This is a genomic window from Vicinamibacterales bacterium (assembly GCA_036504215.1).
Taxonomy (GTDB): domain Bacteria; phylum Acidobacteriota; class Vicinamibacteria; order Vicinamibacterales; family Fen-181; genus FEN-299.
In genome coordinates this window covers 83,999-109,497 of the sequence record DASXVO010000021.1, presented here as the reverse complement: position 1 = coordinate 109,497, position 25,499 = coordinate 83,999, and the positions used below count along the sequence as shown (strand labels likewise).

Annotated in this window: 23 protein-coding genes; 10 read left to right on the top strand and 13 right to left on the bottom strand. The window is 66.9% G+C overall.

The window, feature by feature from the left end; translation table 11 throughout:
* Positions 1–16: 16 nt before the first annotated feature.
* The 6 genes from VGK32_05190 to VGK32_05165 all read right to left on the bottom strand — a co-directional run bounded on the left by VGK32_05190 (position 17) and on the right by VGK32_05165 (position 5,709).
* Positions 17–337 (bottom strand): transcriptional regulator, encoded by a 321-nt coding sequence (locus VGK32_05190; GenBank protein HEY3381141.1) that lies wholly within the window; start codon positions 335–337, stop codon positions 17–19.
* 58 nt (positions 338–395) lie between these two features.
* A complete protein-coding gene (locus tag VGK32_05185; protein HEY3381140.1) occupies positions 396–1,022 on the bottom strand; it encodes a hypothetical protein in 627 nt (208 codons plus the stop codon).
* Between the two features lie 55 nt (positions 1,023–1,077).
* Positions 1,078–1,467, bottom strand: coding sequence for an OsmC family protein (locus tag VGK32_05180; protein ID HEY3381139.1), 390 nt, complete (start codon positions 1,465–1,467; stop codon positions 1,078–1,080).
* A gap of 125 nt (positions 1,468–1,592) precedes the next feature.
* On the bottom strand, positions 1,593–2,561 hold the full coding sequence (locus VGK32_05175) for a lysophospholipid acyltransferase family protein (GenBank protein ID HEY3381138.1): 969 nt from the start codon (positions 2,559–2,561) through the stop codon (positions 1,593–1,595).
* Positions 2,562–2,645: 84 nt separating this feature from the next.
* Entirely contained in the window at positions 2,646–3,863 is a 1,218-nt protein-coding gene (locus tag VGK32_05170) for a serine hydrolase (GenBank protein ID HEY3381137.1), read from the bottom strand.
* 88 nt (positions 3,864–3,951) lie between these two features.
* The gene (locus VGK32_05165; GenBank protein ID HEY3381136.1) at positions 3,952–5,709 is read right to left on the bottom strand and encodes a hypothetical protein; all 1,758 of its coding nucleotides are present in this window, start codon (positions 5,707–5,709) and stop codon (positions 3,952–3,954) included.
* Between the two features lie 77 nt (positions 5,710–5,786).
* Here VGK32_05165 and VGK32_05160 point away from each other — a divergent pair, with 77 nt between their 5' ends.
* Positions 5,787–5,984: a hypothetical protein gene (locus VGK32_05160; protein HEY3381135.1), complete on the top strand. Its 198-nt coding sequence runs from the start codon at positions 5,787–5,789 to the stop codon at positions 5,982–5,984.
* Positions 5,985–5,991: 7 nt separating this feature from the next.
* Here VGK32_05160 and VGK32_05155 read toward each other — a convergent pair whose 3' ends face one another.
* On the bottom strand, positions 5,992–7,425 hold the full coding sequence (locus tag VGK32_05155) for a coniferyl aldehyde dehydrogenase (GenBank protein HEY3381134.1): 1,434 nt from the start codon (positions 7,423–7,425) through the stop codon (positions 5,992–5,994).
* Positions 7,426–7,512: 87 nt separating this feature from the next.
* Here VGK32_05155 and VGK32_05150 point away from each other — a divergent pair, with 87 nt between their 5' ends.
* Genes VGK32_05150 through VGK32_05140 form a run of 3 tightly spaced genes read left to right on the top strand, consistent with a single transcriptional unit; the run spans position 7,513 to position 10,052 of the window.
* Positions 7,513–8,337, top strand: a complete 825-nt coding sequence (locus VGK32_05150; GenBank protein HEY3381133.1) for an alpha/beta hydrolase — start codon at positions 7,513–7,515, stop codon at positions 8,335–8,337.
* 27 nt (positions 8,338–8,364) lie between these two features.
* Positions 8,365–8,532: a dihydroneopterin aldolase gene (locus VGK32_05145; GenBank protein HEY3381132.1), complete on the top strand. Its 168-nt coding sequence runs from the start codon at positions 8,365–8,367 to the stop codon at positions 8,530–8,532.
* Between the two features lie 47 nt (positions 8,533–8,579).
* Complete coding sequence (locus VGK32_05140) at positions 8,580–10,052, top strand: disulfide bond formation protein B (protein HEY3381131.1); 1,473 nt, start codon at positions 8,580–8,582, stop codon at positions 10,050–10,052.
* Between the two features lie 23 nt (positions 10,053–10,075).
* Here the strand turns inward: VGK32_05140 and VGK32_05135 are convergent, their stop codons facing one another.
* From VGK32_05135 to VGK32_05115, 5 genes are all read right to left on the bottom strand, one after another.
* A complete protein-coding gene (locus tag VGK32_05135) occupies positions 10,076–11,272 on the bottom strand; it encodes an ABC transporter permease (protein ID HEY3381130.1) in 1,197 nt (398 codons plus the stop codon).
* Between the two features lie 5 nt (positions 11,273–11,277).
* Entirely contained in the window at positions 11,278–12,429 is a 1,152-nt protein-coding gene (locus tag VGK32_05130; GenBank protein HEY3381129.1) for an FtsX-like permease family protein, read from the bottom strand.
* The gene (locus VGK32_05125) at positions 12,426–13,118 is read right to left on the bottom strand and encodes an ABC transporter ATP-binding protein (protein HEY3381128.1); all 693 of its coding nucleotides are present in this window, start codon (positions 13,116–13,118) and stop codon (positions 12,426–12,428) included. The genes VGK32_05130 and VGK32_05125 overlap by 4 nt, the downstream gene beginning before the upstream one ends.
* 26 nt (positions 13,119–13,144) lie before the next feature.
* Positions 13,145–14,362, bottom strand: a complete 1,218-nt coding sequence (locus tag VGK32_05120) for an efflux RND transporter periplasmic adaptor subunit (protein ID HEY3381127.1) — start codon at positions 14,360–14,362, stop codon at positions 13,145–13,147.
* 170 nt (positions 14,363–14,532) lie between these two features.
* On the bottom strand, positions 14,533–15,432 hold the full coding sequence (locus VGK32_05115) for a serine hydrolase (GenBank protein ID HEY3381126.1): 900 nt from the start codon (positions 15,430–15,432) through the stop codon (positions 14,533–14,535).
* A gap of 147 nt (positions 15,433–15,579) precedes the next feature.
* Between VGK32_05115 and VGK32_05110 the strand changes: the two genes are divergently transcribed.
* From VGK32_05110 to VGK32_05100, 3 genes are all read left to right on the top strand, one after another.
* On the top strand, positions 15,580–15,912 hold the full coding sequence (locus VGK32_05110) for a DUF6370 family protein (protein ID HEY3381125.1): 333 nt from the start codon (positions 15,580–15,582) through the stop codon (positions 15,910–15,912).
* A gap of 113 nt (positions 15,913–16,025) precedes the next feature.
* Positions 16,026–16,646 carry a GyrI-like domain-containing protein gene (locus VGK32_05105; GenBank protein HEY3381124.1) on the top strand — a complete coding sequence of 207 codons (621 nt, stop codon included), beginning with the start codon at positions 16,026–16,028 and terminating at the stop codon, positions 16,644–16,646.
* Between the two features lie 84 nt (positions 16,647–16,730).
* The gene (locus VGK32_05100; protein ID HEY3381123.1) at positions 16,731–17,903 is read left to right on the top strand and encodes an aldo/keto reductase; all 1,173 of its coding nucleotides are present in this window, start codon (positions 16,731–16,733) and stop codon (positions 17,901–17,903) included.
* Positions 17,904–17,967: 64 nt separating this feature from the next.
* Here the strand turns inward: VGK32_05100 and VGK32_05095 are convergent, their stop codons facing one another.
* On the bottom strand, positions 17,968–19,713 hold the full coding sequence (locus VGK32_05095) for an adenylate/guanylate cyclase domain-containing protein (GenBank protein ID HEY3381122.1): 1,746 nt from the start codon (positions 19,711–19,713) through the stop codon (positions 17,968–17,970).
* Between the two features lie 240 nt (positions 19,714–19,953).
* Here VGK32_05095 and VGK32_05090 point away from each other — a divergent pair, with 240 nt between their 5' ends.
* From VGK32_05090 to VGK32_05080, 3 genes are all read left to right on the top strand, one after another.
* Complete coding sequence (locus VGK32_05090) at positions 19,954–21,159, top strand: cyclic nucleotide-binding domain-containing protein (protein HEY3381121.1); 1,206 nt, start codon at positions 19,954–19,956, stop codon at positions 21,157–21,159.
* 10 nt (positions 21,160–21,169) lie between these two features.
* On the top strand, positions 21,170–22,231 hold the full coding sequence (locus tag VGK32_05085; GenBank protein ID HEY3381120.1) for a hypothetical protein: 1,062 nt from the start codon (positions 21,170–21,172) through the stop codon (positions 22,229–22,231).
* A gap of 82 nt (positions 22,232–22,313) precedes the next feature.
* The gene (locus tag VGK32_05080) at positions 22,314–25,490 is read left to right on the top strand and encodes an FHA domain-containing protein (protein HEY3381119.1); all 3,177 of its coding nucleotides are present in this window, start codon (positions 22,314–22,316) and stop codon (positions 25,488–25,490) included.
* The last annotated feature ends 9 nt before the right edge of the window (positions 25,491–25,499 follow it).

The window sequence follows — 25,499 nt, the reverse complement described above, 5'->3', positions numbered from 1 at the left end:
ACCTCGACACCAGAGGCTACCGTTCCCGCGTCAGCCGAATCAGATCTTCCATCCGCTCGAGGTACGTCTCGAGCGCGCGGCGGCCGGTGTCGGTGATTTGGAACTCGGTCTTCGGCACGCGGCCTTCGAAGCGCTTCGTGCACGTGATGTAGCCGGCATCCTCGAGGCGCCGGGCGTGGACGCTCAGGTTGCCGTCGGTCGTCCGCAGTGACGCCTTCAACTCCACGAAGCTGAGCGGCATGGATACGGCCAACGCGCTCAGGATCCCGAGGCGCATCCGCTCGTGCACGAGCGTGTCGAACGGCCGTAACGCGGTGTCGAGCGATGGCGCCGGCATCCTCCGTCCCTCTCGTACCTTTCCCGCGCGCCGTGTCCCGGCGCGGGCGATGAGCTGTCTACCCGCCATGTTTCACCGCGATGATGAGCCCGAACACGATATTGAGAAGCCCGAAGCCAGCCGCCATGACGAGGTTGCCCCAGGGCGCGGGCAGCGCGAACGCGACACCGGCCGCCGCGATGAAGCCGACGCCGGTCAGCGGCACGACGCCGACGGACAACGCGCCGCCGGTGACGACCGCCGTACCGAACAGCAGGAGCCACGTCCCGGGCAACCGTGCGGTCATGCCATCGAGGTAGAGCACGAGGGTGAGGACGGCGCCCGAGACAAGAGGCGTGAGAAAGGTCAGGGCGAAACGGCGGGCGAGACCCGAGTAGAGCGGGATGCCGAGCCGGCGCGCCTTGGCGCGGATGGCGGCCGCCGCCACGCCCGCGCACAGCGCCGCCGTGCCCACCCACGTGGCCAGCCACGCGTCCTGGGTGGCCTGCCGTCCGGCAATCCACGCCGCGAACAGCCCGATGACGCCAACGATCGTCTGCCCGACGCCAGACACCGCCGTGAACGACCCTGCCCGCTCCATCGTCTCGCGGATGAACTGCAGGTGTTCGGTGGCGCGGTCGTCGCGCGCGGACAGGCGGGGCGTGGCCGAGGCCAGGCGCGATCGGAGCAGGCGGGACCCGGACATGCGCCGATCATGGACGGGAGCGCCTGTTCGTGTCAAGCACTTTATAGCGCAGAGTTCAGACGACGACGGTCCTGACCTCGAACTGCGGCGGCTGTTCCAGGTGCTTCTTGACCGCGCACTGGCTGGCCGCACGGATCAGCGCCTCGTGGTACTTCTCGGGGAATCCGGCCGGTACCTGGATGTCGATCTCCACCTTTCCAATCAACCCCGTCCGGCCGTCGGGCACCATGCGCTGGACGAGGCGGATTCCCTCGGTCGGCAGACTGCGCTGCCGGCAGAACCCGAGCACGTAGATCCCCGCGCACGTCCCGATCGACGCGAGGAAGAGGGCAAACGGTGCCGGCGCCGACCCTTCGCCGCCGCCCTGTGGCGGCTGGTCGGTGCGAATCGTATGAGGCCCGAACTCGGCGTCCACGCGGGCGCCGCCAGGGAACGTCACGATCATCTCCACGGCAGGACTCCTCTCAGACTGGGCAGCCGGCGCAGTCCGTTCCGGCGTGCCGTCACCACCCTCCAGAGATGCGCACGTGCGGCGAATGGTGACAAGCCCAGGCGGTCGCGATTCTCTCATCAGGCGCTCGTCAGCCTCGCGGCCTCCAGGACTTGCCTTGCCTCAGGAAAGCAATCGCCGTCGGCATAGACGCCGCCATACCGCGGCGGGAGCAGTTCCGCCACAGCGAGGCCGATCGCGTCCATGACGAGACGTCGATCCCCGTCGGCGCCGGCCAGAAGTGCGTCGGCTCGTGCAGGGCACCCAAGCCGCATCGTGATGCGAGCCGGCCGAATGGTCGCGCCGTCAATCGGGAAGAACTGCTCTGACCCAGTCAGGCCGGCCGGTAATACCCACACGCCGGGCACATCCAGATAACGTGCCGCACCTGCCAGCATCGGTTGCATTTCGCCAGTTCGACTTCTCGTTCCCTCGCCGAACAGCAAGAGGACGTCGCCGGCCCGCAGCCTCCCGCGGGCAACCTCGATGGAGCGCCGTGCCGCCCGTGCCACGTCTCGTGCGCTCAGGGTCGCCTCCTCCGACGAGACCCCGGCGCTCTGCGGCGCCTTGATCGTGCCGAAGCACAGGCTCGAGAACCGTCGTTGCCGGCTCGTGAACACCTTCGGGCCGGCAACCGCAGTCAGACGATTCGCCAGCGCCTCGCCGCCCGACCGCTGCAGCAGAACCTCGACGACGTTCGCATCCGCGTACGACAGGTGGTTCGCGAACATGACCACCGGCCCAGTGACCACCCTTGCCAGATGTTCGGCCCCCTGCAGCTCGGAGCCTTCCAGGAGGAATCGATCGGCGAGGAGATGGTGAATTCGCTGCGCCAGAGGATCTCTTGGGTAGTACTCCCAGCCGATGTCCATCGTCAGCCGTTCATCGAGTGCGATCAGGGCATCGGGTCCAGCGCCGTCGATCTCGCGCTCGAGAGCGGCGCGGCTGCTCTCGAGCAGCACAGGATCCTGGCCGGCGAGGAACCGCAGGACGGCGCCGATCAGGATGTCTCGGGTCAAGTTGCCCGTCTGCTTGTCCGCGGAAGCCATGTCACTCGTCCTGATCGTGATCGACAATGCTCTGACGCAGCGTACGTCAGTCGTTGAAAGCGGGCGCCATCCACTTGCCGCTGCCTACGTGCCAGCGGAGACGGCCGCCAGCACCTTGCCCAGGAAGTCGTTCAGCGCCGACCCGCCCTTGATCCACCGGACCACCACGACGAGGTCGTGTTCCCAGTCGATGAAGACGATATTCTGGCCGTTGCCCTGAAAGGTCACGCTCGACGCCGGGGTGCTCGGGAACGGACGCTGGCCCGCCGCATTCGGCGTGTTGAGGAACCAGTTCATGAAGCCGTAGGTCGGGTTCGCAGGCCCCGGCGTCCTGGCCATGGCCATCCATGTCTCAGGCACCAGCTGGCGGCCGTTCCACCTGCCGTTGTTGAGGAACAGATAGCCGAACCGCGCCAGGTCCCACGCGCTGATGAACATGCCGCCACCATGGTGCCCGCCACCAGGTACCGACGCCATCCGCTTGCCGTCGATCGTCACGAACGCGTTCTCGTACGGCTCCCAGTGCCAACCGTTCGAGGCGCCAATCGGATCCATGATCGACTCCTTCAGAATCTCTGGGATCGGGCGCTTCATGACGTAGAGCGTGGCCAGCGCGAGCACGTTCACCCGCACGTCGTTGTACTTGTAGCACGTGCCGGGGTCGTGCATCTCGCGAACCGGCCACTGCTCGGGTCTCTGGCCGCGTGGCGGCCGATCCGCCCAATCGGGCTGGCCCCACAGCGTCCCCGACCAGTCGCTCGTCTGCCGCAGCAGATGCTCCCACGTGATCGGCGCATTGTGCGGACTCGCGAACAAATCGACGCCGGCAGGCATATACGGCGCGACGCGATCCTTCACGTCGCGGATGCGACCGTTCGCCACGGCGAGACCGACCACGGTCGAAAGGAATGTCTTCGTGACGCTGAAGGTCATGTCGGCGCGACCGGTCTCGCCCCATTCGGCGGCGACCAGTCCGTGGCGGATGATGAGGCCGTTCGCCCCCGCCCGCGGTGCGGCGGGGCCGGCCAGCGTGTTGTACGGCGACTCGTTCCTGAACGTGTTGACGATGTCGGCCGCAAGGTCCTTCGGGTTCGGGTTCTCGTTCGCGATCGCAAACGCCACCGCATCGTCCAGCTTTGCCTTGTCCAGGCCGACCGCACCCGGTTCGCGCTTCTGCCACTCGCCCCGGGGCGGGAAGTACTTCGAGACCACCTGCGGTGCGGCGCTCGCCACGATCGTCGCGGCCGAGACGACCGCTGCCAGCACCCACATCATCCACATCATCCGCACGTTCCGATGCATGATTCCTCCCGTCTGCCACGCCAACGCCTGCCGGGGTCCGTCCCGCCTCAGCGTGTCATCGTCGATTCAACCAGACTCCGCGCATCCGTCAGTGACGGATCCCCGCACAGCCCGGAAGGCGGAAGGCGCCAACCCGCGTCGAGTAGTTGGCTGCCTCCTTCTTGAGATAGTCGCCGACGTACCAAATCGTGCAATCGTCGCTTGGATCGACAGCGGTCTGTGTGTAGTCTTCCCAGCGAATTGCCGCCTGCGCGGCCTCGCCTTCCACCAGCACGGCTTCTTGCAGCGTCAGCAGGCCCCGCGGATCACTTGCGAGGCGCGCGGCCAGGCGCTGGCCCGCGAAGTGCGGCGGGCCGCCGAACGAATAGCCGATGGCGATGTTCCCCGCCCGATCGATCGCCGGGCTGGGCAGCCATCGGAACAGGCCATCGGGCGCGTACGTGCCTTGCTGGCGAAGGCTGACCTCCCGATCCCGTCCAACCCTGAACTCGTACCATCGCACGCCGCCGCCGCCGGCCGTTGTGTTCACCGAGTGCACAGCGACAATTGATTCCTCGTCGTCGATCCGCCGGTAGACGAGCCGGGACATGATCTTGTCGCCCTGGGCGTCGAGCCGCGAGTCGGTACCCGGCTGGGGGACGCAGTGGGTGAGCTGGCCGTCACAGAGGTAGTGATAGGGCGCGACGCCAATGGCCTTCGCCGCGGTCAGCCGGGTGTTCGCCGGATGCGCCCAATCGACGTGGAACTGCCAGACGCCAATGGCGTCGGCCTCGAACTGCGTCCTGAGTTGCACGCCGCCGGCCGCCATCACGATGTTCGGCGCACCTGGCGGAGGCGGCGTCCTGCCGTCCACGTCCGCACTGTTCAGGAAGCCGACGTCATTGATGACGATGCACTGCTCGGTTGCAGGCCGGCCACCGAGCATGCTGGTGCGGTCCGCGACGCACGCGTGCTTCTGCGTCGCGATCGTCTCGGAGATCGGATTGTCACCAGTGCTCGTCGGGACGTAGTAGCCATCGGGCCAGATGGCCGGACGAGGGTAGTCCGGGAACAGCGGACGCAGGAACTCGTACCGATAGTAGGGACCGAACGGGTCCGAGCCCGCGCTCATGGCGTAGCACATCGAGTACGGCCCCTTCGGCGCGTCGTCGCTCGGGCGCCGTGCCGCGTCCGACGGGCGAACAACAACCGGGGAGGGCGCGAACGCGCGGTGCTCAGATCGGGCTGACTCGAGTCGCACCGCCGGGCCCGGCTGCCCGGGCCGGCCGACAGGGCTGAGGTACGCCGCCGACGACGCCGTCCATTCCTCCGGTTGGTCCGGTCGCGCCGCCCCGCGCCTGAAGATCGGCATGACGATGAGCCACCGATCGGCCAGTTGGTCGTACCGCACGACGGCATCGCCGTTGTTGGTCGCCTCGCACATGCCGCCGAAGCCCTTGAAGACGGCATTGGTCGGCGCCGCGCCGTAGAGAACCTTGCCGGTGGTGTCGAAGCGCTTGCCCTTCTTGCTGAAGATCGCCATCCGCGTGTTGACGATCTGAACGATGTGATCGGGACCGACCGCCAGGGTGTTGTCGGACGGATTGCGCACGAGCGGCATCGGTTCGGGGCCTTCGAAACCGACGCCGAGGCCCTCGAAGCTGGAGACGATTTCCGCGGCCGGACGTGTCCCCGCGGATGTCTGCTCGACCGCGGCAGAACCAGCGGGTGCCGAGATCACGGGCGTCACGATTGGCGGCCGTGCAGGGGGTGCCTGCTGCGGTGTGGCCACTGCCACCGTGCAGAGCCCGGCAATGATGAGCCCGGAGCCAACCAGTACCGTGAGCATTGAGTGCGCTGTATTCATCGACGGGATCCCATCAATCTCCAGGCAGGTTCTCAGTGTCCATTCAAGCTCTCGCCGCCACTGCCGATTCTGACCGTATGAGTGTATCCGGCATTTCGAGCGGCGGCGCCTCCTCGCCGGCCGCCACGCAGTCATCGAGAGACGTCCAGCGCGTGATTTCCGTGATGCGCATGGCCCGCCGACAGGAGACCGAGCAGGCAGCCCAGCTCGTGGAGCTGATTGCGCAGGCCGGCCGTCAGCCGGACGTGGGCCAGCATATCAGCGTGTACGCGTGACGGACCACTACCTCAGCATCAGCTTCAGCAGCCACTCGCCGAGTCGTCTCCCATACGGCGGATAGAGTGCGGGCAGGCCGTTGACGCGGCTCTGACGGAAGACCGACCGCGCGTGGGAGAACGTCCTGAACCCTTCCGGACCGTGATACCGCCCCATCCCTGAAGGTCCCACGCCCCCAAACGGCAGGTCGTCCTGCCCGATGTGCAGCAGACAATCGTTGACCGTGACGCCGCCCGAGTGCGTCGCGTCGAGCAGTCGATCGACGCGGCCACGATCCCCATCGAAGACATAGAGCGACAAGGGACGATCCCGCCCGGTCACGTACTGCACCGCATGCTCCAGACTGTCGTAGGGCACGATGGGCAGCAGCGGGCCGAAGATCTCCTCCTGCATGACGCGCATGTCACCGGTGCAGTTGAAGAGCGCCACTGGCGGCAGCCGTCTCGGTCCCGGCGCGCCGGGTTCCAGGATCGGCTCGATGCGGGCGCCCTTCGCCTCGGCGTCGGCGAGCACGGCCAGCAGTCGCGTGTGCTGGCGGTCGTGCGCGATCGAAGCGTAATCCGGAGAGGCGGCCGTGCCGTAGAACTGCTTCGCGCACGACCTCACCGCGGCCAGAAACGCGTCCTCCTCGCCCTTCGGCAACAGGACGTAGTCCGGCGCGATGCATGTCTGGCCCGCGTTGACCAGCTTGCCGAAGACGATTCGTTGCGCTGCGGTGGCCAGGTTGTATCCGGGCGCGACGATCGCGGGCGACTTGCCGCCGAGTTCGAGCGTGACCGGCGTCAGGTTCTTCGCCGCAGCGGCCATGACGTCTCGGCCGACGGCGGTCGATCCGGTGAACAACAGGTGATCGAAGGGCAGCGCGGCGAAGTCGCGTGCGACCTGCACGTTCCCAAGAACGACCGTGACCAGATCCGCCGGAAACACGTCCGCCATCAGTCCCGCGAGGAGCGCACCCAATGCCGGGCCGTACTCGCTCATCTTGATCATCGAACGGTTGCCCGCTGCCAGCGATGCCGCCAGCGGACCGACCGCGAGGAAGAGCGGGTAGTTCCACGGGACGATGATGCCGACGACGCCGAGCGGTTGGTAGCGAAGTTCCGCGCGGCCGGGCTGGAACCAGATCGACACGTGGCGCCGTTCGGGCCGCATCCAGCGGCGGACGTGGGCCCGCGCATAGCGGACCGAGGACAGGCTCGGAAACAGCTCGAGAATCCGCGTCTCTGGGGCGGGGCGGCGGCCGAAGTCGGAGTCGATCGCGTCGCAGATGGCGCGCTCGTTCCGCCTCAGGAGATCAGCCAGCCGCTGCAGCCACTCCCGACGCGTGCGGGCGTCAGGCATGGGCTCGCGCGAGCACGCCTCGCGCTGCGCGCGAAACGCCGCATCCAGCCCGGCTGCCGACCCCGCCGTTCCGATCTCCCGTGCGGTCATCGCTTCCATGGCTGCGCTCCCTGCTGTGCACAGTATGTCCCCTTCGAACTGCGAAGCCCACAGCCCCGCTCGCCGATCCTCTACAATGACGGCGCCATGCCAATCGCCGCCTGCAACGGGATCCACCTCTACCACGAACTGCACGGCAGGGAAGACGCGCCGGTCGTCGTGCTCAACAACGGCATCCTCATGAACGCGGCGGCCAGTTGGCGGCCCCAGACCGCCGCGTTGTCGGCCAGGTATCGCGTGCTGCAGTACGACTGTCGGGGGCAGGGCCAGTCGGACCACCCGGACGGACCCTATTCGATGGCGCTGCACGCCGACGACCTGGCGGCGTTGCTCACCACGCTCGGAATCGATCGTGCGCACATCCTCGGCATCTCGTACGGCGGTGAGGTGGCGCAGGCGTTCGCGCTGGACCACCCGGACCGCGTGTTGACGCTGATCCTCGCCGACACGGTGAGCGAGGTGGGGCCAGAGCTGCGCCTGATCGTCGCCGGATGGCGGGCCGCCGCGCTGTCTGGCGACCCCGATCTCTTCTTCCTCGTCACTGCTCCGTGGAACTTCTCGCCGGCGTTCATCGAGGCCAGCCAGCACGTCCTGTCCGCGGCTCGGGCGCGGTACCGCGACCTCGATCTCCCGGCCGTGGCGCGACTGTGTGAGGCGTTCGACGGTGTGGACTTCACCGCCAGGCTGCCGGCGATCGATGTCCCGACGTGCGTGATCGTCGGCGAGGCCGACCTGCTCAAGGGGCCGCGATACGCCGGCATTCTCCACCGGGCGATCGCCGGCAGCGAGTTGCACGTCCTCCCCGGCACCGGCCACGCGGCCACGTGGGAGGCCGCGGCCGCCTTCAACGAAGTCGTTCTCGACTTTCTGTCGCGAAACACCGCTTGCGCACCGCCGCCTGCCGGCAGATGATATCGGTCCTGTAGAGGAGGATTCGCCTTGGAGTGTCTCAATCTCGTCTTGATGTTCATCACTGCGTGGCTGGTGCTGCGCAAGCCGGAGAAGGAACGCCTCGCCTTCCGACTGCTCGTCGTCAGCGTGCTGCTGATGGTGTTCCTGTTCTCGGTGGCGACCCGTACGTCGCTGCTGCCCGGCGCGAACTACTGAGTCCTTCGATGCACAAGTCCGGCAAATCGAAGCACCAAGGAGTCTCTGTGAGGCGCACCACTCTCTACACGATACTCGCTCTGGCCGTCCTCGGCCTCGCCGCGATCCCGGTGGGTGTGGCGGTATTCGTGCTCGGGTTCATCTACGGCGATTCCCCGTGCGTCATGTGCTGGGAGCAGCGCATCGGGATGGCGCTCATCGCGCTCATCGGCCTGTTCGTCCTGCGTTACGGCCCGAAGCTGAAATACGTCGGCCTGTCGGTGCTGGTCGGCGCCTGGGGCGTGTTCATGGGAATCCGCCACACCGCCATGCACGCCGCGCGGGACGTGGGGCAGGGCTTCAGCGCCGAGATCCTCGGCGCCCACACCTACACCTGGGCGCTGTTCATCTTCTGGATCTGCGTCGTCACGATGAGCGTGCTGTTGATGCAGACGCGGAAGGAGGACCTCGACGAGGCGCCCCGGACGTTGCGGCCGCTCGAGGCCCTGGCGGGCATCGTCTACCTGACGGTCATCGCCGGCAACATCGTCCAGGCGTTCGCGAGCACCGGCCCGCCGCCCTTCCTGGGACAGAGCGATCCAATCCGCTTCTCGTTCGACCCGAAGCACTGGGTGTGGTCGGCCGAGGAGTGGTCGCCCGCGCCCATCTCGCTGCGCGGGCGATGGTCGATCGACGAGCCGGGCGTCGGAGCCGTGAATGCCGACGTGAAGGCCGGCCCGCTGGCTGGCCTCCAGACGCTGGTCGTGAAGTCGCAGCGGCCGCTGGCGCTCTCGCTGAAGGGCACACCGACGGACCTCGCGTACGACGCGGCGAGCGACCAGTTCCTGATCACCACTCAGCAGGGGCTCTACGTGACCGATGGCTCGCTCGGACACGTGAGCCGCTACACGGTCGTGGACGTCGGTTTCTCGGTGGACCTCGGCAGGTTCGCGGGTGCGGCGTTTCTCGACGGCAAGACCGTGATGGCGGTGGGCGAGAACAAGAGCTACGTCATCCTGCGACAGAACGATCGGGCGAATGCCGACCGGAACTTCCGCTACTTCCTGGAGTCGTTCGACAAGTTCGACGAGGTGTCGCGTTCGCGCCTCGGCACGGTTCGCGCACGGATGATGTACACGATGAGCGCGGCGTACGACGCCGCGGGCCGGTCGATCTACACTGTCACGGTTCCGAACAACAAGGTGAAGCGTCTGGTGGTGTCGCGCTTCGACCGGAGGGATCTGACGCTGTCGGAGGAGTACTCGCCGGCGCTCGCTGCCGATTCCGGGCTGACGCTCGGCCCGAAGCGGACGCTCGATGAACTGTATGTCACCGGAACGACGGTCGCAGACGGGAAGATGTACGCGCTGAGCGCGGCATACAGCACGCTGGTGGCGATCGATCTCGCACGGCGCTCGGTTGTCGCCGCGTACGCCATTCCCGGACTGGCGAAGCCGACCGGCATCGCCATCAAGGGCGAGGACTTCTACATCGTCAGCGAAAGCGGGACGATGACGATCGTCGGGAGGCCCGCGATATAGGCGGGCGTCCTCCGTGTTGAGCGCTACAACTCGCGCAGCGCGGTCACGACCGGCATCCGCATCGCGCGGATGGCCGGCAGCAGGCCGCTCAACAACCCGAGAACGAGCGACCAGCCGATGCCGAAGGCGAGCAGCCTGGGCGTGACGCGGAACGCAAAGGCGACGCTGCTCATGTTCTGCCAGTTCATCGTCGCGGCCTGGTAGCCATTGAAGCCGACGTACGACACGATCGCGCCGAGCGCGCCGCCGACGAGCGCCAGCATCATCGATTCGACCAGGATCGAAATCACCACGGGTCCGCCGCGGAACCCGAGCGCGCGCAGCGTCGCGATCTCGCGCGTGCGGCTGGCGACGGCCGAATGCATCGTGATCACGGCCACGAACAGCGCGCCCATGCCCATGAGCAGGCCGATGATGCTGCCGATGAGTACGATCGTCTTCGACAGCATCTCCGACTGGCCGGCGTAGTACTCCTGCTCGCGCATGACCTTCAGCTTCACCCGCGGGTCGGTCGTCAGCCGGTCCTTGAACGGGGTGAACGCCTCCGGCGACTGCAGGCGCACGTACACGGCCTGCCGGCTGTTGCCCCGCCGGTAGAGCGGCGCCAACACGCCTGCATCGCACCACAACTCGGAATCGGGCACCGTCCCGCCCGCGTCGAAGGTGCCGACGATCATCCACACGTTCGGACCGAGCTTGAGCTGCGATCCGACGTCGAGGCTGCGAAACTCCTCGGCCGCCGCCTTCCCGACGATCACTTCGTTGCGTCCCGGCTCGAAGCGGCGCCCCTTCAGCATCTTGAAGTTGCGAATCTTGAACGCCGCCGGTTCGACGCCCCGCAGCGGCGCATTGGCCGTGGTTCCCGTGCTGGTCTTGATCAGGTCCACGACCGCGAAGAGTTCCGCCGAGGCGAGTGGCCCCTCGGCGGCCGTACGCGCAATCTCCGGCGCGTCCTTCACGGCAACCAGATCGTCACGCAACATGATGCTCGTCATCTCGGCATCCGAGCCGGCGCGCATGACGATGGCCGTGTCCGGCGATCCGGTGTTGGCCATTGTCGTTCTGAGCCCTTCCGCGATCGACAACACCGACACGAGCACCGTGACGACGCCAGCCATGCCGATCACGGCGACGGCCGACGAACTCAGCCGCCTGGGAATCGTCCGCAGATTGAGGGCCGTGACGACGGCAGCCTGGAACAGTCCTGAGAAGATCCACATGGCGGTCACACCCTCCGTAACGCATCGACGATGCGCAGGCGCATCGCGCGGACTGCCGGGAGGATGCCTGCAATGACACCCAGGGCGAGGACGAACACCACGCCGATGCCGAACGACCTGGTCGGAATGAACAAGTTCGGCAGCATGGCGCTCGTCGGGATGCCCGGCACGAGGAGCGCCGCGAGGCCCAGGCCCAGGAGACCGCCGACCCCGGCGATCAGGCACGATTCGACGAGCACCAGCGCGAGGACGCGCCCATCGGTGAATCCGAGCGTCTTGAGCACCGCCAGTTCGCTGGTCCGCTCGCGGACCGACTCCATCATCGTGTTCGCCGTGACGAGCAGGATGATGAAGAACGCCATCGCGATGATGCTCCGAACGATCAGCGCGATGTTGCCGACCTGGTTGGCGAAGGCCTGCAGGAACCCCTTCTCGGTGGTCGTCTTGGTTTCAGCCGGAGAATTGGCGAACAGATCGTCGAGCTGCCGGGAGATCGCGGCCGCCTTCGACGCAGTGCCGATGCGGACGACGTACCAGCCGACATTGCCCTGCCCGAAGAGGCGCGACTCGTCGAAATACTTGTAGTGGAAAAAGAACTGGGTCCGATCGGTGCCCTGTTCGGCGCCGTCGTAGATGCCGTCGAGGTTGAACTGCCAGTTGGACGAATTGTCCTTCTTCCGCCAGATCGTCGCCTGGATCGGAATCCGGTCGCCGATCTTCCAGCCGAACCGCTTCGCCGTGTCCCGCCCGACGATCGCGCCCTGCCGATCGGCGAACCAGGCCTTCTGCTGATCCTCGGGCAGCGTGAATTCAGGATACATCCGCAACATGCACTCCGGGTCCACCGGCACCTGCATGAAGAAGTTCTTCGGATCCTGGTAGACCCCGCCGAACCAGGTCTGGTGGCAGGCGTCGACGACGCCCGGCGTCGCCCGGATGCGTTCCAGGTAGCTCTCCGGCAGCAACTGGATGATCGACACCTTGTGCGTCATCACGAGGCGCTCGCTGCCCGCCAACTCCACGCCCATCCCGAAGGCCGCTTCGATGGCCGACAGGAAGCCGAAGAGGGTGAACGCCACCAACACCGCCAGGAGCGTGAAGATCGTCCGCACCTTGCGACGGAACAGGCTTCGGAAAAGGAGTGGCAGGTACTTCATGCGGCCGACTCCGTCGTGAGCACGCCCTTGTCGAGGTGCAGCACGCGCTTGGCGCGCGCCGCCGCATGCGGGTCGTGCGTCACCATGATGATCGTCTTGCCGTTCTCCCGGTTGAGTCCCTGCAACAGGTCGAGAACTTCATCGCCGGCCTTGCGGTCGAGGTCGCCGGTCGGCTCGTCGCAGAGCAGCAGCGTCGGGTCGATGACGATGGCGCGGGCGATGCCGACACGCTGCTCCTGGCCGCCCGAGAGCTGACGGGGATAGTGCTTGGCGCGCGCCGACAGATCCACCGCGCGGAGCGCCGTGTCCACGTGGAGCTTTCGCTCCTTCCTCGACAGGCGCGTCAGGAGCAGCGGCAGTTCGACGTTGCGCTCCGCGGTCAGCATCGGCAGCAGGTTGTAGAGCTGGAACACGAAGCCGACATTGGTCGCGCGCCATCGCGCGAGCTGGCCGGACGACATCGAGTCGATGCGCTGGCCGCCGATCGCGATCGTCCCGCGCGTCGGCGTGTCGAGGCCGCCGAGCAGGTTGAGCAGGGTTGTCTTGCCCGAACCGGACGGTCCCATCAGCGCCAGGAAATCACCGGACGGGATCTCCAGGTTGACGCCCTGCAGGACGTCGATCCGTTCACCCCCGCGTCGGAATTCCTTGTGCAGGTCGGTTGCGCGAACCAGGATGTCATTCGACACAGCGTGCTCCGTTTCGGAATCCTCGCCTACTTGACGACCACGACGCGGTCACCGTCCTTCAGCGGTCCCGGCGACTCGGTGACGATGGCTTCGCCCGACGAGAGGCCGGAGACGATCTCCACCCGGTCGTCCTTGGTGGAGCCCACGCGCACGGCCCGGCGTTCCAGCCGGCTGTCCCCGGTGACCACGAACACCACCTGGCTGCCGCCGTCGGTCCGGATCGCGGTCTTCGGTACCGTCATCGGCGGCAGCACCGCCTTCGGTGCCTCGGCGCCGAGGAAGGCGACCTTCACGCCCATGTCGGGCAGAATCCGGGGATCGAGCTGGTCGAAGCCGATCCGCACCAGGACGGTGGCCTTCTGGCGATCGGCCGTGGGCACCATGGTGATCACCTTGCCCGGAATCCGCCAGTCGGGATAGGCGTCGAGCGTGGCCTCGATGCGCTGGCCCGAGGCGACCCGGTTGATGTAGCTCTCGTTGACGTCCACCTCGATTTCGAGCGACGTCATGTCCACGATGGTGCAGATGCCGGTCCGCGTGAAGCCGCCGCCGGCCGACACGGGCGAGATCATCTCTCCCGGCTGAGCGTCCTTCGAGATGGCCACGCCGTTGAACGGGGCCGTGATCACCAGGTCGGCCCGTTCGGTCTCACGCAGTGCCACCTGGCGCTCCACGACGTGCACCTGTTCTTCGGTGAGCGCGAGTCTCGCCTCGAACGCCCGCACCTCGGTCTCCGCGTTGTCCAGCTCGGACTGATTCACGATCCCGTCGGCGCGCAGCGACCTGGCGCGCTGCAGGTTCAAGCGAGCCTGCTCGAGCCTGACTCGGTTCTCGGCCACCGCGCGCTCGGTGGCGACGAGTTCAGCCCTGGTCAGAGCCAGGTTGCGTTCAGCGGTCGTCGGGTCGAGGCGGGCCAGGACCTGTCCCGCGCGGACCCCCTTGCCTTCCTCGACGAGCACCTCCACGACGCGGCCCGTCACCTTCGACGAAACCGTCGCCCGGCGTCTGGCGGTGACGTAGCCCGATGCGTTGAGCACCGTCGATCCCGATCCGACATTCTTCGGCTGCTCGACGGTCACCGTCTTCACGGGAATCGCGCGCGGTGTCCTGGCCCACCACCAACCCCCAATCGCGACCACCACGATCAGGCCGACGATGAGCCAGAGCCACGCCGGGACGCTGCCTGGAGCCTTGGCGCGCTTGTCGATCTTGAGCGCTTCGAGAGACTGCGAGTCACTCGCCATGACGTTCTGCCCGCTTTCGAGGATGAGTGCGAGGATGCCGACCGGGTGACACGCGCCACGAAACGCCTATGTTACAACGTGAGCACCCTGGCGACGGGGTCATCGTCTGATTGGACGAGGAACGCCGCCCGCCGGTTCAGCCTTCGGCTCGGGCCGCCTTCCCGTCCGAGTCAGTCCCTGGGATTGGTCGCCCCGTCTATCACCCGCGTGATGTCCGCGATCAACGCATGCCCCTTCTTCTCGTCTTCGAGGCCGCGGACCAGGACGACCAGCACGTACGGCCGTGGACGGAAGACGATTCCGGCATCGTGCTGGATGCGGGTGATGCTGCCCGTCTTGTGGGCCACGCGGGTCCCCGCGGGCAGGCCGGCGGGGATCGACTCGTTGAACCGCTGACGTTCGAGGATGCCCGCCATCTGGCGGCTGGCCTCCGGCGACACGGCCCTGCCGTTGGCAATCGCCTCGAGCAGCACCTGGAGCGCCCGCGCCGTTGTCGTGTTGTTCTGACCGGCCTTGAACGCGAGGTTGTCCTCGACGCCCCGCCGTACGCTCATGCCATCGGCGCCGAAATCGCGCACCGCGGCACGGATGCGCTCCACCCCCAGGTGCTCGATCAGGATGTTCGTAGCGAGGTTCGAGCTGACCGTGATCATCAACTCGCAGAGTTCCCGGTACGTGCGCCTCTGGCCGACCGCTTTGTAGAGATCGGGCTCCGAATCCGCGTCGGCGCCGAGCGTGTACGGACTGCCGTCCACGATGCTCCTGAACTCGTTGACGACGGGAACCGCGTTGTCGAGCGAGAGGCCCCCGGCTGCGGCTTGCCGGAACAGTTCGATCATCACCGGCACCTTCATCGTCGAAGCCGCGTGGAACGATTCGCCATCTCTGACGAAGAGTTCGTCGCGGCCGTCGAGCGTCCTGAATGCGATCGCGACTTCGGCGCCGCTCGCCTGGATGACCGCGGTCACGCGGTCGCGCAGCGTCGGGTCGGCGGCGGACACCGACTGGGCGGCTGCGGCCGCGACGGCGACCGACAGGACGACGGACGCAAGGGCCGGCGTGCACATCATCGAACTGCTCCTTGGAAGCTCCCGAACACCCCGATTCTCTCACGGCTTTCGCCGCTTGCCTCGCGCAACCGTCAGGGGTTACGCTGGATCCATACCAGGAAACACGGTTCGCCCCCGCGCCATGCGCGGCGGCAGGAGGAAGACGTGATGAAGACGTTCACGCTGTTTTCGCTTGCGGCAGTCCTCGTGATCGGCCTGGTCGCGGCGGCGGCCGCGGCCGACGAGACGACGCTGACCGGCAGCATCATGTGCGCGAAGTGCGCGCTCAAGAAAGCCGATGCCAAGACTTGCCAGGACGTCCTGGTTGTGAAGGACCAGGATGGGACGACGAAGGAGTACTACGTCACCAAGAACGCGGTGTCCGAGAAGTTCGGCCACACCTGCTCTGGCGAGAAGCCGGCGGTCGTGACTGGCGCGGTTGCGGAAAAGGACGGGAAGACCTGGGTGACGCCCACGAAGATGGAAGAGAAGAAGGGCTGACCTCCGGTTCGCTGTCTGGACATCCCGCGTCATTCTGCGTATAAGCTGTCTGCCGGGGCCGGGTCTTGGCCGTACGGGGTCAAGACCCGCCCTCCCGAACAGGAGAGCGGCAGATGACGCCACGAGCAGCCCACCTCGAGAAGATCGACCTCAAGAAGACGTACTCCGAGTTGTACCGAGCCACGCGGAAGGTGGCGAGCGTCCGCGCCGCACGCGGCACGTATCTGGCCATCGACGGCGCAGGCGCGCCGGGCGGGGACGACTATCAGGCCGCCATCGGCAGGCTCTACGCGATGGCCTACACCGCGAAGTTCGCGCTCAAGGGCGCCGGCCTCCTGGACTTCGTCGTTCCGCCGCTCGAGTGCCTCTGGTTCGACGATCCGATGGACACACCGAAGGACCAGTGGCGTTGGCGCCTGCAGTTGCGCATCCCCGACGAGGTGACCGCCGCGGACATTCAGACCGTGCGCAAGGCGCTGGCGGAGCGCAGGGACCTCGACGCGTCGAACGTCAAGCGGGTCACGTGGACCGAGGGCCGGGCGCTGCAGGTGCTGAACGTCGGGCCGTACGACAGCGTGGGCGCCGCGTATCAGACGCTCATGGTCGCGGCGGCCGAGTTGCACCTGGAGTGCGACCGCACCGGACACGAGATCTACTTGAGCGATCCGCGCAAGGTGGTCCCGGCCAGGCTCAAGACGATTGTCCGGATAGCCGTGAGGGCCAAGAAGCGCTGAGCCCGGGTCGGCCTCGCCGTCGGCGGCGCGCCGGCCGCGAGGAGTGCCCGTTGAAGGTGTCCTGGCGGTCGGTCTGGAGAGCACATGCAGTATCGTCCGTTGCCCAAGTTTCCGGAGTTGCGGTTGTCGGTGCTCGGTTTCGGCTGCATGCGGCTCCCGACGGTCGGACGAGGTCACGGGCACATCGACGAGGAACTCGCGGCCGCCCTCGTACGCCGGGCGGTCGACGGCGGCGTGAACTACCTCGACACCGCCCAGCCGTATCACAACGGCGAGAGTGAGCGATTCGTCGGACGGCTGCTCAGGCAGGGTCTGCGCGGCAAGGTCCACGTGGCGACGAAGTTGCCGACCTGGCTCGTCCAGGCCGAGGTCGACTGGGAGCGGTTGCTCGACGAGCAGTTGACGAAGCTCGACTGCAGTACGATTGACTTCTACATGTTCCACGGCCTGTCGGCAGAGCGATGGGACCTCGTGCAGCGGCTCCACGGAATCCCGGCGCTCGAACGTGCGAGGGCCGACGGCCGCATCCGTCATCTCGGGTTCTCCTTCCACGGATCGCCAGACGCCTTCAGGACGATCATCGACGGCTACGACTGGGACTTCTGCCAGATCCAGTACAACTTCATGGACGAGGAGTTTCAGGCGGGGACGGCAGGGCTTGGTCACGCGGCGTCGAAGCAGGTCGCCGTGTTCGCGATGGAGCCGCTACGGGGCGGATCGCTGTCGGCCGAACCGCCGGAACCGGTGAAGGCGATCTGGCAACAGGCCGCCGTGCCGCGCACGCCGGCCGACTGGGCGCTGCGCTGGGTGTGGAATCACTCCGGCGTGACGATGGCGCTGTCAGGGATGAACGCGTCGAGCCAGGTGGAGGAGAATCTCGCGTCGGCGGATGCCGCGGGCGCCAACGCGCTTTCGCCGGAAGACCTGCGTCTCGTGGCTGCGGTGCGCGATTTCTACCGCGAACGGATGCGGGTCTCCTGCACCACCTGCGGATACTGCATGCCGTGTCCGAACGGCGTCCAGATTCCCGATGTCTTTTCCGCGTACAACATGAGCACGATGTTCGACGCGAGGAAGACCGCGGCAATGGTCTACCAGATGTGGGTCGTGAAGGAGGGTTCTGGTGCCGACCGGTGCCTCCGCTGCGGGGAGTGCGAGCCGAAGTGCCCGCAGCACATTCCCATCCCCGACACGCTCGAAGAGGCTCACGCTCACCTGACGTCAGCGGCCGGCCATCGACCCCAGGACACTGTCTGAGGCCGGGTCTCCCGCAGCACCCGCCCTCGTCGCGGTGATACGCCGCGCCACGGCGGCGGCGCGCTCACTTGGCGCGCGGGCCTGCAGCCGGACCGGAGGGCTGGTCCAGGACCTCGAACACGGGCAGCGGTTGGGCCACGTTCTTGAACTGCACGGGGCCGACCTCCCTGAGTTTCGTGACGGCGGCCACCCGCTTCGCCGTCTCGGGTCCGATCATGATCTGCCCTTGAACGGCGTGGGCCGCGAGCCGGGCGCACACGTTCGTCACCATTCCCGTCGCGGTGTAGGTCCATCGCGCGCCCGCAATCCCCTGGATGCGCCGCGAGCCGAGCAGGACGGTGCCCGTGTTGATTCCCATGTTCACGTCGATCGGCGGCGTCTTCCCCTCAGCCTCCCTGTTGATCTGCTTCGTCCGCTGGCGGATGTCGAGCGCCGCGCTCACGGCGGACCGCGCGTGGTCGACGGGCTCGTCGGACCGGAAGATGATCATCAGCCCATCGCCGGCCGTTTCATTGATGTCACCGTGGTGCCGATAGATGTCATCGATGAAGCTCGAGAAGTACCGCTCGACCAGGAAGCTCACCGTGTCGCGATCGAGCTTCTCCGAGAGCTTCGTGTACCCGCCGATGTCGAGGAAGAGCACCGTCGCGTCCGAATCCGCCATGTCGAGCTTCGGACTGGCCGGGCTCTTCTCCACGATCTGCCGAACGGCTTCAGGGACGAACCTCGACAGGTGGTCCTTTGCGGTGTCGAGCAGGCGGATACGCATCAGTGCGTCGCACAGGTCGCGGTTCAACTGCACTACGTGCTCGTACATCTCGAGAGTGGTCAGCACCAGGGCGACGTGGTTTCCGACGAGCGTCGCAAGATCCAGGTCCACCTCGGTGAACGCGCCGGTGATCGTCCGGTTGTCGATCTGCAGGATGCCGCGGATGCCCGCCCGGTCCCGTAGCGGCACGCACAGGCCCGACACCACCCGTGCGATCACCATGCTCTCGCTCGACGGGAACGACTTCAGCGCGTCTTCGAAGAGCAGGGCCTCACCCTTCATGGTGATTCGCTCGAACAGCACGCGGCTGAGGGGACTCGGGCTCCCGGTCCGGCCCGACCGGGCCGCCGCGAGGACCGGCTTGAACCGGTCGGCCTTCAGGTCCTCGTCCCGAGCGGCAGGGACGAGGTCCGAGGGCGTGCTCGCCTGCGGTGGGCCCAGGTAGACCGTCACGTGGGTGGCCGACTCGAACGATTCGAACAGCAGCCTCGCCACTGTCTTCAGCATCGAGTCGCGATCCGGCGCGGCCGTCAGTCGGTCGAGGAGGTTGTACAGGCATTGGAGCGCCCGCTTGTCGTCGCCCAGCCGCCCTCGAATCGTCTCGATGTCCGCGTAGTGGTTGTAGCCGGTGACGTGCTTCTCGACGGGCGAGTCGTCGTGCTCGGCGGGTGGGGCGCTCCCGGCGGGTTGGTCCTCTCTGGTGAGGCGAATCTGGAGGACGATGGGCTCGAGGGGATTCCCGAGCCGCAGTTCGTCGCCATCCCGCAACGGGAATTGGTGCCCGACCGTGGCGTCGATCCGAGTGGTGTCCGCGCCGCGGCGGACCGCGGATCCATTGCGGCTCTTGAGATCCCGGTACGCCGCGCCCTTGTCGGTGAAGAAAATCTCTCCGTGACGGAGGGACACATGAGGATCGGAGAGCGGGATGTCGCACTGCGGGTCGCGGCCGATCGCGATCAACCGGTCCGCGGACGACCCGAGGATCCGACCGGCGCGAACCACGTCGAGGTGAAAGCGAGGACTGGTCGGGCCGTTCGTCATGGGCGTTCGCACCGAGCACGGTAGCACGCGGCCACCGGTTGAGCAAGGCGGCCCGCCAGACGACTTGCGTTGCTGTACTCGACCGGCTACCATGGCACCGCGTTCGACGCGCGGACATCACCCACATTCGCACCCTCGACGCGGACGGCGTCGGATCTGCGCGAGTTCCGGTCCCGCCGACGCGTCCAGGTGTGCTCCGGCGCGAGAGGGCCTGACGGGTGCGGACCTTCGAGGTTGCTGATGAAACCTGAGTCTCCGAGTTCCCGGAACCTGGACGCCCCCGAGCTGGAGGAGGCGGCGATCGACTTCTTCCAGGCTGTCGAACGGGCGACGTCCGAGCACGCTCCGCTTGTCGAGGTGACCTACGGGCCGGCCCGCTTCACCCTGCCGCTTCCTCCGCTCGGCGAAGGGGACCGCGGGATGGTCTACAGGCTGGAGTCGCACTCACTCGCCATCCCTCCGGGTCACGGACGTCTCTGCCTCAAGGTCGCGAAGCCGCAAGCCATCTGCAGGGAGCGGCTGCTCGAGGAATCGATGACCACCGCGTTCTTCCTGGCCGAGGGGGTCGTCGTCCCGCGAATCCACTCCATGGATCCGCTCGGGCGCTTTTGCGTCAAGGACCTCATCGAGGGCGAGTCGATCACCAGTATCTATCTCCGGTTCTCCCAGCTCACGGCGCGAGCGCAGGAGCTGATCCTCGCCGATCTCGAGAAGTTCCTGAACCGCCTGCTGGATCTCTTCCGCAAGCGTCCCGACTGCCAGGTGTCGATCAGCCCGAACAACATCTACGTCCTGAGCGAAGGGGGGCGATTCCACGATCCTGTCCGGTTCGTGCTCATCGATCCCGGCACGACGCTCAAGAAGAACTACGACGGCTTCACGTTCAGCCACTACTGGAACGAGGTGCTGCCGGAGCGGATCCGCAAGTACGAGCGCACCGGCTACCTGCAGTGGCTCGTGCCCCGAGAAGTCAACGAGTCGGAGCGGGACGAGGTCAAGTCGTTCGAAATCCTCCGCGGCATGACGCCGGCGGAAGTGTTCATCCTGCTGAAAGCCGCGAGGACCGTGGAGTTCGACGCGGAGGAGACCATTCTTCGCCAGGGGCAGGTCGGGGAGAATTTCTATCTCATCCTCGATGGTGTCGTGGAGGCCCGGCGTCACACCATCACTCGCGGGAGTGCGTGGAACGTGCGGATCGGCAAGGGGTCGGTTCTGGGCGAAATGGCGTTTCTGCTGCACGTCCCGCGCTCGATGACGGTCGTCGCCACGACCGCGTGCAAATTGATCGAAATCGACCGTGACCGATTCAACGAGATGCTCGATGCGAAGCTGACGGCGCCCTACAGGCTCATCCACAACATCGCCATCATGCTCGCCGAGCGCCTCCACGCCCGAGACCGCGCCCACCAGGAGGTTCTCGAGGCCCAGGAGCGGGGCGGCAGCTAGCGAGGCGACTGTGAGCGAGTTTCCCTCCACCACCTCAGCCGGGACGAACTCTTCCTCGCGCGCCGAGATCTGCCCGCGTTGCGAGGAGGGTATCCTGACCACCGTCGAGACGTCGCACGAGGTCATGGTCGACGGCTCCAACATCAGCATTCCGCGCGTCCGGGTCGACGAGTGCCGCGTGTGCGGCTACCGATCGCTCTCCGGGCGCGAGGCTCGCCTCATCGAGGTGCTGTTCGCGTTCCCCTATGACCGGGTCGCGGACCTCGTGAGGGATCTGCGCGCGGCCGGCTACCACGGCCTGTTTCTGCGGGAGGACCGATCCGAAAGGGGGCTCGGGTTCGGGTCTTCCGACTCGGTGCAGAGCCTGGCCGGTGATCTCCGCGAGCTGTACCTCGACAACGAGACGAGCCACGTGCTCAAGGGGTTGCACGCGCCGGCCGGCTCAGTGTCGCTCGACGTGGCGGGCCACGTCTACCGGCTGAAGTTGCCGAAGATCGGTGAGGGCGAGAACGGCACCGTGTTCGATTACGAAGGCTGTCCGACGGCAGTGTTCAAGGTCGCCAAACCGCGGCCCTACTGCCGCGATCACGTGCTCGGCGAAGCCGAGCAGACCGCGTTCTTCGTCGGCGAGGGCATTCCGGTGCCGGCCATTCTCGAGGTCGATCCGTTCGGCAGGTTCGTCGTCAAGGAACGGCTCGCGGGCGGGTCGCTCGCGGTCCTGTACGACCGGCTCGGCGACCCGCGGAGCCCGCGGCACGTGCGCGTGCGTGCCGCCGTACGGCAATTTGTCGAACGCCTCCTCGACCTGTTCGTGCGCCATCCCTCGTCCAAGATCTCGGTCAGCCCGAACAACATCTTCGTCGTCGAGTCGGCCGGGCGGTGCGAGTGCCTGCTGGTCGACACCGGACTCGCACCCTTTCACGACTATTCGGCGTTCGACTTCGACGAATACTGGAACGTGACCGTGCCGCAGAAGATCAGACGGTATCGCGAGGTCGGCTACGTGGAGTCGAATCACGCAGATCCGGCGCCGATCGGGACCGGAGTGCGGACCGGCACGGACTCGCGATAGGACAGGCGGGACACCGCGCCACACGGCTCACCTGCAGGCGCGGGAACCTCGCCGGATTCTCGGTGAAGGTGGACGATTGGCCATGAACCAGCCCAAATCTCCCTGGATCGGCGCATCCGACGCCGACCGCGCACCGCTCCCGGTGACGCTGCTCGCGCCTGTGCCCGGCCGCCCGGGTTCCGCGCCTCCCAGCGCGATCGCGCCCGCGACGCTCGAAGTCGTCAGCGGTGATGCCAGGCCGCTCTCGGTCTTTGTCGGCCGGACGCCGGTTCGCCTGGGCCGCGGGACCGGCAACGACATCGTGCTGACCGATTCCGGCGTCTCGCGCGTGCACGCCGAGGTGCTCTACGAGGACGGCGACTACGTCCTCCGCGACCTCGAGTCCTCGAATGGCACCTACGTCGACGGTGCGCTGACAACGACGACCCGGCTGCGGGCCGGAATGAAGATCGAGCTGGGCAGCACGGTCCTGCGATTCCTCGAGCCTTCGCCGGAGGTGTCCGACGCCGAGCGCTTGGTCCTGATGGGGAGAAGCGATCTGCTGCGGGCGCTGGAGCTGCCCACGCTGGCCGCCGCCGCGAAGTTGATGACGGCGCGCATCGTGCCGAAGGGGGGCGTGCTGCTGCGCCAGTCGGCGCCGATGGAGGGCATCATCTTCGTCCACCGGGGCGCGCTGCGCGTCGTCGAGATCAACGACGAAGGCGGCGAGCGGGCGGTGGGCCGCGTGGAGGCCGGCAATCACATCGGTGAACGGGCGCTCGTGACCGCCGTGTCCGCACCACAGACGCTGGTCGCCGACGAGGACTCGTGCGTGCTGCAGTTGACGATGGCCTCGCTCGACAGCGTGATGCAGAAGGAGGCGGACGACAGCCACAAGATCGCGCGCACGATCCTGAAGAAGCTGCAGACCACCAAGCGCCACGCGCTCGCCCTCCCGGGGCCAGGCGCCCGCGACGACCTCGCCGACCTCCTCACCGCGACCGACGTCGAGATCATCGGCGAAGACAAGCGGATGCTTCGCGCGAAGGAACGCCTGGAAGCGCTCTCGAAGGACGACCAGCCCGTCCTGATCGTCGGTCCCCAGGGATCCGGCAAGCGGATGTTCGCCCGTCATTTCCACAAGGTCGGCCCGCACCACGACGATCCGTACGTCGAAATCTCGTTGAGCGATCCGGCGACGAGCAACCATGGCGCGGCGATCTTCGGCCTCGAGCCGCGGACCGACGCGCCAGGGAAGCCGCAGATCGGCTACCTGGAGATGATCGGCGAAGGCACGCTGATGATCGCGCACGCCGAACTGCTCGGGCCGCACCTGCAGGCACTGCTGGCGCAATACCTGCGGCTCGGGTGGTTCCACCGGGTCCAGGGGAAGGACACGGTGCAGTGTCGGACACGGGTGATTCTCGTCGCGACCGGTGATGAATCGGCGGTCCTGGAGCAACTGGTCCCGGAACTGCGGGAACTCGTGGCGAAGCGCACCGTGGTTTCGCCCGCCCTCACCCAGCGCCTGAAGGATATCCCGCTGCTGGCCGAGCACTACCTGAAGGTCCACGCTGCGCTCGCGGGGCGGCCGCCGGCGCCGCTCTCGCGGGAGGCCACCGAGCGACTCGTGTCGTACGCCTGGCCGGGCAACGTGCGCGAACTCGAGAACGTCATGCAGCGCGCGGCGATGGTCGCCTCGCAGGACAACATCATCCCGGGCGACCTGATATTCGTCGCGCCCCCGGAGAAGGAGTTTCACAAGCGGAACCTCCTCCGGGACGATCGGATCCGCGATTTCCTCCGCCGCCCGGGGCTGATGTCGACCCTGATCTGGGTGGACATCGTGTTCGTGGCCGTTGTCACGCTGTTCACGCTGTACGGCGGGTCTCTGCCCGCGGGTCACCCGCTGACTCAATTCGCGACGAATCCCGGGATGCTGGTGACCTGGCTCGTCTGGTTTCCGCTGCTTCCGGTATCGGCCTTCCTGGTCGGCCGGATCTGGTGCGGCGTGTGCCCGATTGCCGGCATCGGCGACCTTGCCGGCCGCGTCAAGCGGTTCAACCTGCCGGCTCCCGCGATCCTGAAACGCCTCGATTTCTGGCTGCTCGCGGCCTCGTTCATCTTCGTGGACTACATCGAGGAGTTGTTCGGCGTGGCCGACCGGCCCTGGGCGACGGCGATCTTCCTGCTCGTGATCCTCTACTTCGCCGCGGCCATGACCGTCCTGTTCGAGCGGAAGGCGTTCTGCAAGTACCTGTGCCCGCTGGCCGGGGTGCTGGGTGCGTATTCGTCGATGAGCATCTTCGAGATTCGAGGCAACAAGAAGGTCTGCCAGACCCAGTGCGGAGACCACTCCTGCCACAAGGGAACCGCGGAGCTGGAGGGGTGCCCGCTCTTCGCGTACCCGGCGTCCATCAACACGAACGCCGAGTGCATGATGTGCTTGAACTGCGTGCGCACGTGCGACAACCGGGGTCTGCAGTTGAATCTGCGGCCGCCGCTGCAGGAACTGTGGCGCAACAAGGAGCCGATGCTCGCGATGTCGGTCTTTGGGGTCGTCCTGGTCGGCCTGATGGCCAAGCACCAGTTTCCGGCGCTGACCTGGTGGATCGCGTTCCAGCAACGGCTCGGCTGGTCTGACGCGACGGCGCACACCATCCTCTTCGTCGGGTTCGGACTGCTGGCGCTCGTGCCGTTCGCGGTCACGTCGATGCTGTCCGCCGCCGCGTCGCGCGAGACGATGGGAGTGAACGCCGCCGCCTACGGCATCGCGTTCCTGCCACTGGCCTTCTCCGGCCACGTGGCCCATGTGATGCACGAGTTCCTGTCGGACGGCGTCTACAACCTGCTGGCCTACATCGTGAAGGTGTGGGACTCGGTCGTCGGGCAGGTGCCGATCGCGACATCCACCTACACGGTGACGCCGTTCATCAGTCCGGCCGTCGTGACCTTCATCGCGTTCCTGCTGGTGTCCGGCGGCATGGTGGGCTCGGCGGTGGCGATCGTGATGATTGCGCGCCGTCGTTCGACCGAGTATGCCATTCCGCGCCTGATGCCGCACATGCTCCTGCTCGCCTGCATGTGGGTCGGGTATCTCGTCGTGTTCACCGGTTCGACCGGAGAGCCGGCGCCTGCCGGTGCGGCGGCGCCCGTGGCGGCCGTCGGCGGCGTCGTGGCGCCGGCCTCGCCGGGCGGGGCGGCCCCGAATCCGGGCGCCCCGACCACGCCTGCACCGCCGACCGCGCAGCCGACGTCGCCCGCCGCCCCTGTCAGGTGAATCGCGACG

What these genes read in the sequence shown, in the direction of transcription:
- VGK32_05190 (HEY3381141.1), bottom strand. Translation starts at nt 337, where the DNA reads ATGCCGGCGCCATCGCTCGACACCGCGTTACGGCCGTTCGACACGCTC.
- VGK32_05180 (HEY3381139.1), bottom strand. Translation starts at nt 1,467, where the DNA reads ATGATCGTGACGTTCCCTGGCGGCGCCCGCGTGGACGCCGAGTTCGGG.
- VGK32_05135 (HEY3381130.1), bottom strand. Translation starts at nt 11,272, where the DNA reads ATGTGGATCTTCTCAGGACTGTTCCAGGCTGCCGTCGTCACGGCCCTC.
- VGK32_05080 (HEY3381119.1), top strand. Translation starts at nt 22,314, where the DNA reads ATGAACCAGCCCAAATCTCCCTGGATCGGCGCATCCGACGCCGACCGC.
- VGK32_05115 (HEY3381126.1), bottom strand. Translation starts at nt 15,432, where the DNA reads ATGATGTGCACGCCGGCCCTTGCGTCCGTCGTCCTGTCGGTCGCCGTC.
- VGK32_05150 (HEY3381133.1), top strand. Translation starts at nt 7,513, where the DNA reads ATGCCAATCGCCGCCTGCAACGGGATCCACCTCTACCACGAACTGCAC.
- VGK32_05090 (HEY3381121.1), top strand. Translation starts at nt 19,954, where the DNA reads ATGAAACCTGAGTCTCCGAGTTCCCGGAACCTGGACGCCCCCGAGCTG.
- VGK32_05110 (HEY3381125.1), top strand. Translation starts at nt 15,580, where the DNA reads ATGAAGACGTTCACGCTGTTTTCGCTTGCGGCAGTCCTCGTGATCGGC.
- VGK32_05160 (HEY3381135.1), top strand. Translation starts at nt 5,787, where the DNA reads ATGAGTGTATCCGGCATTTCGAGCGGCGGCGCCTCCTCGCCGGCCGCC.
- VGK32_05100 (HEY3381123.1), top strand. Translation starts at nt 16,731, where the DNA reads ATGCAGTATCGTCCGTTGCCCAAGTTTCCGGAGTTGCGGTTGTCGGTG.
- VGK32_05120 (HEY3381127.1), bottom strand. Translation starts at nt 14,362, where the DNA reads ATGGCGAGTGACTCGCAGTCTCTCGAAGCGCTCAAGATCGACAAGCGC.
- VGK32_05170 (HEY3381137.1), bottom strand. Translation starts at nt 3,863, where the DNA reads ATGCATCGGAACGTGCGGATGATGTGGATGATGTGGGTGCTGGCAGCG.
- VGK32_05130 (HEY3381129.1), bottom strand. Translation starts at nt 12,429, where the DNA reads ATGAAGTACCTGCCACTCCTTTTCCGAAGCCTGTTCCGTCGCAAGGTG.
- VGK32_05105 (HEY3381124.1), top strand. Translation starts at nt 16,026, where the DNA reads ATGACGCCACGAGCAGCCCACCTCGAGAAGATCGACCTCAAGAAGACG.
- VGK32_05155 (HEY3381134.1), bottom strand. Translation starts at nt 7,425, where the DNA reads ATGGAAGCGATGACCGCACGGGAGATCGGAACGGCGGGGTCGGCAGCC.
- VGK32_05165 (HEY3381136.1), bottom strand. Translation starts at nt 5,709, where the DNA reads ATGAATACAGCGCACTCAATGCTCACGGTACTGGTTGGCTCCGGGCTC.
- VGK32_05185 (HEY3381140.1), bottom strand. Translation starts at nt 1,022, where the DNA reads ATGTCCGGGTCCCGCCTGCTCCGATCGCGCCTGGCCTCGGCCACGCCC.
- VGK32_05095 (HEY3381122.1), bottom strand. Translation starts at nt 19,713, where the DNA reads ATGACGAACGGCCCGACCAGTCCTCGCTTTCACCTCGACGTGGTTCGC.
- VGK32_05175 (HEY3381138.1), bottom strand. Translation starts at nt 2,561, where the DNA reads ATGGCTTCCGCGGACAAGCAGACGGGCAACTTGACCCGAGACATCCTG.